This is a genomic window from Pseudomonas sp. 22082 (assembly GCF_052046055.1).
Classification (GTDB): Bacteria; Pseudomonadota; Gammaproteobacteria; order Pseudomonadales; family Pseudomonadaceae; genus Aquipseudomonas; species Aquipseudomonas pharyngis.
Genome location: NZ_JBQEQB010000034.1, coordinates 1 through 7,846 on the forward strand (window position 1 = coordinate 1; position 7,846 = coordinate 7,846).

The window sequence follows — 7,846 nt, forward strand, 5'->3', positions numbered from 1 at the left end:
CTTGGTTTTAATAGTTTCCGCAATCGACGCGACTTTTTCCGGTGTCAGGCTCTTGCTGACGGGCAATGAGCCGGACTCGGCCCCGCAACCGGCCAGAAAAAACATGGCCGGAAGGGCGAGTAAAAACTGACGTAACACGGGCAATATCCTTATAAGGTGCGTCAAGGGCCAAACCTTAACATCCCCTGCCCTGTCTCATAAAAACCTGAATACCTCCGCTTACACCAAAGCCACCCTCACCTGCCTCTCCAACTCCACCTTCAACCCCGGCTCCAGCTTCAGCTGCCGCGCCAGTTCATCCAGATAGCTCTTCTCCATGAAGTTCTCCTCATCCACCAGCATCACGCTCGCCACGTACATCTCGGCGGCCATCTCCGGCGTACTTGCCGCGCGGGCGACGTCGGTGGGGTCGAGGGGTTTGTTGAGTTCGGCGTGGAGCCAGTGTTTGAGTTCCTGATCGTTGTCGAGCTTGGTGAATTCGCCTTCGATCAGTTGGCGTTCGCGGTCATCGATGTGGCCGTCGGCCTTGGCGGCGGCGACCAAGGCTTTGAGGATGGCCTGGCTGTGTTGTTCGACTTGCGCCGGTGGCAGGCGATCGAGGGTTTGCGGTTCGCTTTGTGGGGCGATGCCTTTCTGGGCGTTCCAGTTGCCATAGGCTTTGTAGGCGATCACGCCCAGTGCGGCGAGGCCGCCGTAGAGGGCGACTTTACCGCCAACCTTACGGGCCTTTTTACTGCCCAGCAGCAGGCCCATGGCGCCGGCCGCCAGGGCACCGCCGCCTGCGCCTGACAGCAAGCCGCCGAGTGCGCCGTTACTGGAAGATCCGCCCAGCAAGCCGCCCAAACCACCGGCCGCCGGTTTGTTCTGCGCCCCGCCCGCCTTGTTCTGCAACAGATCCTGGCCGGACTTGAGGAGTTGATCGAGCAATCCACGGGTGTTCATGTTCCGTCTCCAAACAGGGGTTATCCGGATCAATAAGGCCCTCAGCCTAGTTCGAAAGTGCCCGTCACCTGGTTGCGAGTGTGCTTCCAGATGTTGCCTGGCCCACGGCAGCCCTTCGCGAAAATAGATATACACTCGAGGCAATCTATAAAAACCGCCCACCCGGTAAACCTTCCATGATGACCTTGCGTCAGATCCGCCATTTCATCGCCGTGGCCGAGACCGGCTCGATCTCCGCCGCTGCGCAAACCGCGTTCATTTCCCAATCGACCCTGACCCTGGCCATCCAGCAACTGGAGGAAGAAATCGGCGTCAGCCTGTTCAATCGCCACGCCAAGGGCATGACGCTGACCCATCAGGGCCACCAGTTCCTGCGCCAGGCGCACCTGATTCTGGCCACCGTGGACAATGCCAAACGCAGCCTGCAACAAAGCACCGATCAGGTCGCCGGGCAGTTGATCATCGGGGTGACCAGTCTGGTGGCCGGTTATTACCTGGCGGATTTGCTCACCCGTTTCCAGCGCGCCTACCCCAACGTCGAGATCCGGGTGATGGAGGACGAGCGGCCGTACATCGAGCATTTGCTGGTCAGCGGCGAGATCGATGTCGGGGTGCTGATCCTCTCCAACCTCGAAGACCGCCACGCCTTGCAGACCGAAGTGCTGACCCACTCGCCGCACCGTTTGTGGCTGCCGGCCCAGCACCCGCTGCTGGAACACGACAGCATCAACCTTGCCGATGTCGCCCGGGAGCCGTTGATTCAACTGAACGTCGATGAAATGGATCGCAACGCCCAACGTCTGTGGCGTGGCGCCGGACTGCAACCAAAAATCACCCTCAGAACCGCGTCCACCGAGGCCGTGCGAAGTCTCGTCGCGGCGGGTCTCGGCGTGTCGATCCAGCCAGACATGACCTACCGCCCATGGTCGCTCGAAGGCGACATCATCGAAGCCCGACCGATTGCCGACCTCAACCAGACACTCGACGTCGGTCTCGCCTGGCGTCGCGGCACCGCCCGCCCCGCGCTGGTCGATCCTTTCCTGACCGTGGCCCGCGAGCAGCCCCACGGCGGACGCAAGCCATCTATTTAATCGAATGCCACCTTCAGTATTTAGAATTTGTCGACCCCGGAGCCGCGCACTAGTCTTGCTGCATCGATAAGACGGTCGGCTCCCGGAACAGGGAGCAACATGGCCATACAAGAAAAGAGATCACGGAAAATGGCTGGCGCGCAGACCCACATGCACACCGCGTTGCTGATCGACGGCGAACTGGTCGCCGGCCAGGGTTTTGTCGAACCGATCCTCAACCCGGCCACCGGCGAAGTCCTGACCCAGATCGCCGAGGCCAGTACCGAGCAAGTCGAAGCCGCCATCCTCGCCGCGCACCGCGCCTTTGCCGAGTGGTCGCGCACCACCCCGCAACAACGCTCGAACCTGCTGCTGGAAATCGCCAACGCCGTCGAAAAACACGCCGATCACCTCGCCCGCCTCGAAGCCCTGAACTGCGGCAAGCCGCTGCATCTGGCGCGTCAGGACGATTTGACCGCCACCGTCGATGTATTCCGCTTCTTCGCCGGCGCCGTGCGCTGCCAGACCGGCCAGCTCAGCGGCGAATACGTACCCGGCTACACCAGCATGGTGCGCCGCGATCCCATTGGCGTCGTCGCCTCGATTGCGCCGTGGAACTACCCGATCATGATGGCCGCGTGGAAGATTGCCCCGGCTCTCGCCGCCGGCAATACGCTGGTGTTCAAGCCATCCGAGCACACGCCGCTGTCGATTCTGGCATTGGCCCCGGCACTGGCCGAGATCCTGCCGCGCGGGGTAATCAACATCGTCTGCGGTGGCGGCGAAGGCGTCGGCAGTCACTTGGTCGGCCACCCGAAAGTGCGGATGGTGTCGCTGACCGGCGATATCGTCACCGGCCAGAAAATCCTCCAGGCCGCCGCCAAGACCCTCAAACGCACGCACCTCGAACTCGGCGGCAAAGCCCCGGTGATCGTCTGCAACGATGCGGATCTCAAAGCGGTGGTCGAAGGCGTGCGCACTTATGGCTATTACAACGCTGGGCAGGATTGCACCGCCGCGTGCCGGATCTACGCCCAGGCCGGGATTCACGACAAGTTGGTGGCCGAACTTGGCGCGGCGGTCAGCAGCCTTCGCTTTGCCGGCAAACGCGATGCCGATAACGAAATCGGCCCGCTGATCAGCACTCGTCAGCGCGACCGCGTGGCCAGTTTTGTCGAGCGCGCCCTCGGCCAGCCGCACATCGAACGGGTGACCGGCGCAGCGGTGCATTCCGGCGCCGGGTTCTTCTATCAGCCAACGCTGCTGGCCGGTTGCAAACAGAGCGATGAAATCGTCCAGCGCGAAGTGTTCGGCCCGGTGGTGACCGTGACCCGCTTCGACGAACTGGCGCAAGCGGTGGACTGGGCCAACGACTCGGAATACGGCCTCGCTTCGTCGGTGTGGACCCAGAACCTGGACAAGGCGATGCAGGTTGCCGCACGGCTGCAATACGGCTGCACCTGGATCAACAGTCATTTCATGCTGGTCAGCGAAATGCCCCACGGCGGGCTGAAACGCTCCGGTTACGGCAAAGACTTATCCAGCGATTCGCTACAGGACTACAGCGTGGTGCGGCACATCATGGCCCGCCACGGCCAGCATCTCTGACTACGCTAATAACAAGCCGACCACGGCATGCTTCACCGCGTTCACAACTGCCCCGACCATAATTTGAAGAAGAGGGTTCACCATGTTCGTGCACAAGACCGCACTGCTCAGTGCAATCACCACGGCCCTGCTGGCCAGCGCCAGCCTGCAGGCCGCCGAGCCGCTGAAAGCCGTCGGCGCCGGCGAAGGCCAGCTGGACATCGTCGCCTGGCCCGGCTACATCGAACGCGGTGAAAGCGACAAGGCCTACGACTGGGTGACCGGTTTCGAGAAGGAAACCGGCTGCAAGGTCAATGTGAAAACCGCCGCCACCTCTGACGAAATGGTCAGCCTGATGGCCAAGGGCGGTTACGACCTGGTGACGGCGTCGGGCGATGCCTCGCTGCGGTTGATCGTCGGCAAGCGTGTGCAGCCGATCAACACCGCGTTGATCCCGAACTGGAAATCCCTCGACCCGCGCCTGAAAGACGCGCCGTGGTACGTGGTCAACAGCCAGACCTACGGCACCCCGTACCAGTGGGGCCCGAACGTGCTGATGTACAACACTAACGTGTTCAAGACCGCGCCGACCAGCTGGAACGTGGTGTTCGACGCGCAGAATCTGCCTGACGGCAAGCCGAACAAGGGGCGCGTGCAAGCCTACGACGGCCCAATCTACATCGCCGACGCGGCGCTGTACCTGAAATCCACCAAGCCTGAGCTGGGGATCAAGGATCCGTATCAACTCACCGAAGATCAGTACAAGGCTGTGCTGGAACTGTTGCGCGCTCAGCAGAAGCTGATCCACCGCTACTGGCACGACACCACGGTGCAGATGAGCGACTTCAAGAACGAAGGCGTGGTCGCGTCCAGCGCCTGGCCGTATCAGGTCAACGGCCTGATCAACGAGAAACAGCCGATCGCTTCGACCGTGCCGAAAGAGGGCGCCACCGGCTGGGCCGACACCACGATGCTGCACGCCGAGGCCAAACACCCGAACTGCGCCTACAAGTGGATGGACTGGTCGCTGCAGCCGAAAGTCCAGGGTGATGTGGCGGCATGGTTCGGTTCGTTGCCGGCGGTTCCGGCGGCTTGCCAGGGTAGCGAGCTGCTGGGTGCCGAGGGGTGCAAGACCAACGGGTTCGATCAGTTCGACAAGATCGCTTTCTGGAAAACACCGCAGGCTGAGGGTGGGAAGTTTGTGCCGTATAGCCGGTGGACGCAGGATTACATTGCGATTATGGGCGGCCGCTGACACGCCGCCCTAGCCCGTTTGTTCCCCCGTCGAGGCGTCGACGTGGGAACGATCAACTCGAACACTGTTTTTCAGAAGTCCAGGCAGGGCCGCTGCGACGGCCCTCGCCTTTTTGGAGCACCGCACCATGACGCTTGCAGTCCAGTTCACCAACGTTTCCCGGCAGTTCGGCGAGGTGAAGGCCGTTGACCGGGTTTCCATCGACATCCAGGACGGCGAGTTCTTTTCCATGCTCGGCCCCTCAGGCTCCGGCAAGACCACGTGCCTGCGCCTGATCGCCGGGTTCGAGCAACCGAGCGCGGGCTCGATCCGCATTCACGGCGCCGAAGCCGCCGGCCTGCCGCCCTATCAACGTGACGTCAACACAGTGTTTCAGGATTACGCGCTGTTCCCGCACATGAACGTGCTGGACAACGTTGCCTACGGCCTGAAGGTCAAAGGCGTGAGCAAAACCGAGCGCCACAAGCGCGCCGAAGAAGCCTTGGACATGGTCGCCCTCGGCGGCTACGGCGCGCGTAAACCGGTGCAGTTGTCCGGCGGTCAGCGCCAGCGTGTTGCCCTCGCCCGCGCGCTGGTCAATCGCCCGCGAGTGCTGCTGCTCGACGAACCGTTGGGCGCCCTCGACCTGAAACTGCGCGAACAGATGCAGAGCGAGTTGAAGAAGCTGCAACGCCAACTCGGCATCACTTTCATCTTCGTCACCCACGATCAGACTGAAGCGCTGTCGATGTCCGACCGCGTGGCCGTGTTCAACAAGGGCCGCATCGAACAGGTCGACACGCCGCGCAATCTGTACATGAAACCGACAACCACCTTCGTCGCCGAATTCGTCGGCACCTCGAACGTGATTCGCGGCGATCTGGCGCGCCAGCTCAGCGGCCATCCACAGCCGTTCTCGATCCGCCCGGAACACGTGCGTTTCGCTGAAGGGCCGCTGGCCAGCCACGAGATTGAAATCAGTGGTCTGCTCCACGACATTCAATATCAGGGCAGCGCCACACGCTATGAACTGACCTTGGAAAACGGCCAGACCCTGAGCATCAGCCAAGCCAACAATCAGTGGATCGACAGCAGCGCGCAGCACCAGACCGGTCAGCGCATCAGTGCACGCTGGGCGCGGGAAGCGATGATTGCGCTGCACGACACCGTTGCGAGCGGGGTGTGACATGACCGCCCTCGCCCTCCCGCAATCGGCGCCGTTGCGCAGGTTTTCCAACCTGCTCTATCGCAAGCCGAACCTGTATCTGTCGATGCTGCTGGTGCCGCCGCTGCTGTGGTTCGGCGCGATCTATCTGGGCTCGCTACTGGTGCTGTTGTGGCAAGGTTTCTACACCTTCGATGACTTCACCATGGCGGTGACGCCCGACCTGACTCTGGCCAACTTCGCCGCGCTGTTCCAGCCGTCGAACTTCGACATCATTCTGCGCACCCTGAGCATGGCGGTCGTGGTGTCGATCGCCAGCGCCATCGTCGCGTTCCCGATTGCCTACTACATGGCGCGCTACACCACCGGCAAGACCAAGGCGTTTTTCTACATCGCGGTGATGATGCCGATGTGGGCCAGTTACATCGTCAAGGCCTACGCTTGGACGCTGCTGCTGGCCAAGGGCGGCGTGGCACAGTGGTTCGTCCAGCACCTGGGGCTTGAGCCGGTGCTGCAGTTCATTCTGGGGATTCCCGGGGTCGGCGGCAGCACCCTGTCGACCTCGCATCTGGGCCGGTTCATGGTGTTCGTCTACATCTGGCTGCCGTTCATGATCCTGCCGATCCAGGCCTCGCTGGAACGCCTGCCGCCGTCGTTGCTGCAAGCCTCCGCCGACCTCGGAGCCAAGCCGCGCCAGACCTTCATGCAGGTGATTCTGCCGCTGTCGGTGCCGGGCATCGCGGCCGGTTCGATCTTCACGTTTTCGCTGACCCTGGGCGACTTCATCGTGCCGCAACTGGTGGGCCCACCGGGCTACTTCGTCGGCAGCATGGTCTACGCGCAACAGGGTGCAATCGGCAACATGCCGATGGCTGCGGCGTTCACGCTGGTGCCGATCGTGCTGATCGCCATTTACCTGTCCATCGTCAAACGACTGGGGGCCTTCGATGCACTCTGAGAAAGCCTCTTTAGGCCTGAAAATCGCAGCCTGGGGCGGGTTGGTGTTTCTGCACTTCCCGATCCTGATCATCTTCCTCTACGCCTTCAACACCGAAGACGCGGCGTTCAGTTTTCCACCGAAAGGCTTCACGCTGCACTGGTTCAGCGTGGCGTTTTCCCGGCCGGACGTGCTGGAAGCAATCAAGCTGTCTTTGCAGATCGCAGCCATCGCCACGCTGATCGCCATGGTGCTCGGCACCCTCGCTTCGGCGGCGCTTTATCGTCGGGACTTCTTCGGCAAACAGGGCATTTCGCTGATGCTGATCCTGCCGATTGCATTGCCGGGGATCATCACCGGGATCGCGCTGCTGGCGACCTTCAGGACACTGGGGATCGAGCCGGGGATGTTCACCATCATCGTCGGTCACGCGACGTTCTGCGTGGTGATCGTCTACAACAACGTCATCGCCCGTCTGCGCCGCACTTCACACAGTCTGATCGAAGCGTCGATGGATCTCGGTGCCGACGGCTGGCAGACCTTCCGCTACATCATCCTGCCGAACCTCGGCTCGGCGCTGCTCGCTGGCGGCATGCTCGCGTTTGCGCTGTCGTTCGACGAAATCATCGTCACCACTTTCACCGCCGGCCATGAACGCACCTTGCCGCTGTGGTTGCTCAATCAACTGAGCCGCCCACGGGACGTGCCGGTGACCAACGTCGTGGCGATGCTGGTGATGCTGGTGACCATGCTGCCGATCCTCGGCGCCTACTACCTGACCCGGGGTGGCGAGAGCGTGGCCGGCAGCGGCGGCAAATAACCGAATAACTGAAGAAACTGGATCGAAATGTGGGGGGGGGGGGGGGGGGGGGGGGGGGGGGGGGGGGGGGGGGGGGGGGGGGGGGGGGGGG

7 protein-coding genes are annotated in these 7,846 nt (G+C 62.2%); 6 read left to right on the top strand and 1 reads right to left on the bottom strand.

Going from position 1 to position 7,846, the window contains the following annotated elements; all coding sequences use genetic code 11:
- Nucleotides 1-219: 219 nt before the first annotated feature.
- Nucleotides 220-942: a tellurite resistance TerB family protein gene (locus tag ACTJK9_RS27720; RefSeq protein ID WP_236189717.1), complete on the bottom strand. Its 723-nt coding sequence runs from the start codon at nt 940-942 to the stop codon at nt 220-222.
- Between the two features lie 176 nt (nt 943-1,118).
- On the opposite strand from ACTJK9_RS27720, the gene ACTJK9_RS27725 reads away from it, so the two are divergent.
- The 6 genes from ACTJK9_RS27725 (at nt 1,119) to ACTJK9_RS27750 (ending at nt 7,755) form a co-directional block, all read left to right on the top strand.
- Nucleotides 1,119-2,033 carry a LysR family transcriptional regulator gene (locus ACTJK9_RS27725; protein ID WP_273899725.1) on the top strand — a complete coding sequence of 305 codons (915 nt, stop codon included), beginning with the start codon at nt 1,119-1,121 and terminating at the stop codon, nt 2,031-2,033.
- Nucleotides 2,034-2,132: 99 nt separating this feature from the next.
- The gene (locus ACTJK9_RS27730) at nt 2,133-3,620 is read left to right on the top strand and encodes a gamma-aminobutyraldehyde dehydrogenase (protein ID WP_064593679.1); all 1,488 of its coding nucleotides are present in this window, start codon (nt 2,133-2,135) and stop codon (nt 3,618-3,620) included.
- An 82-nt stretch (nt 3,621-3,702) separates the two neighbouring features.
- Complete coding sequence (ydcS, locus tag ACTJK9_RS27735) at nt 3,703-4,854, top strand: putative ABC transporter substrate-binding protein YdcS (protein WP_085747035.1); 1,152 nt, start codon at nt 3,703-3,705, stop codon at nt 4,852-4,854.
- A gap of 127 nt (nt 4,855-4,981) precedes the next feature.
- Nucleotides 4,982-6,019 carry an ABC transporter ATP-binding protein gene (locus ACTJK9_RS27740; protein ID WP_440817520.1) on the top strand — a complete coding sequence of 346 codons (1,038 nt, stop codon included), beginning with the start codon at nt 4,982-4,984 and terminating at the stop codon, nt 6,017-6,019.
- 1 nt (nt 6,020) lies between these two features.
- Entirely contained in the window at nt 6,021-6,956 is a 936-nt protein-coding gene (locus tag ACTJK9_RS27745) for an ABC transporter permease (RefSeq protein ID WP_007954664.1), read from the top strand.
- Nucleotides 6,946-7,755, top strand: a complete 810-nt coding sequence (locus ACTJK9_RS27750) for an ABC transporter permease (protein WP_085611447.1) — start codon at nt 6,946-6,948, stop codon at nt 7,753-7,755. The genes ACTJK9_RS27745 and ACTJK9_RS27750 overlap by 11 nt, the downstream gene beginning before the upstream one ends.
- Nucleotides 7,756-7,846: the final 91 nt, after the last annotated feature.

Bases quoted from the DNA above. Each gene is read 5' to 3' on its own strand.
- ACTJK9_RS27720 (WP_236189717.1), bottom strand. From the start codon at position 942: ATGAACACCCGTGGATTGCTCGATCAACTCCTCAAGTCCGGCCAGGAT.
- ACTJK9_RS27725 (WP_273899725.1), top strand. From the start codon at position 1,119: ATGATGACCTTGCGTCAGATCCGCCATTTCATCGCCGTGGCCGAGACC.
- ACTJK9_RS27730 (WP_064593679.1), top strand. From the start codon at position 2,133: ATGGCCATACAAGAAAAGAGATCACGGAAAATGGCTGGCGCGCAGACC.
- ydcS (WP_085747035.1), top strand. From the start codon at position 3,703: ATGTTCGTGCACAAGACCGCACTGCTCAGTGCAATCACCACGGCCCTG.
- ACTJK9_RS27740 (WP_440817520.1), top strand. From the start codon at position 4,982: ATGACGCTTGCAGTCCAGTTCACCAACGTTTCCCGGCAGTTCGGCGAG.
- ACTJK9_RS27745 (WP_007954664.1), top strand. From the start codon at position 6,021: ATGACCGCCCTCGCCCTCCCGCAATCGGCGCCGTTGCGCAGGTTTTCC.
- ACTJK9_RS27750 (WP_085611447.1), top strand. From the start codon at position 6,946: ATGCACTCTGAGAAAGCCTCTTTAGGCCTGAAAATCGCAGCCTGGGGC.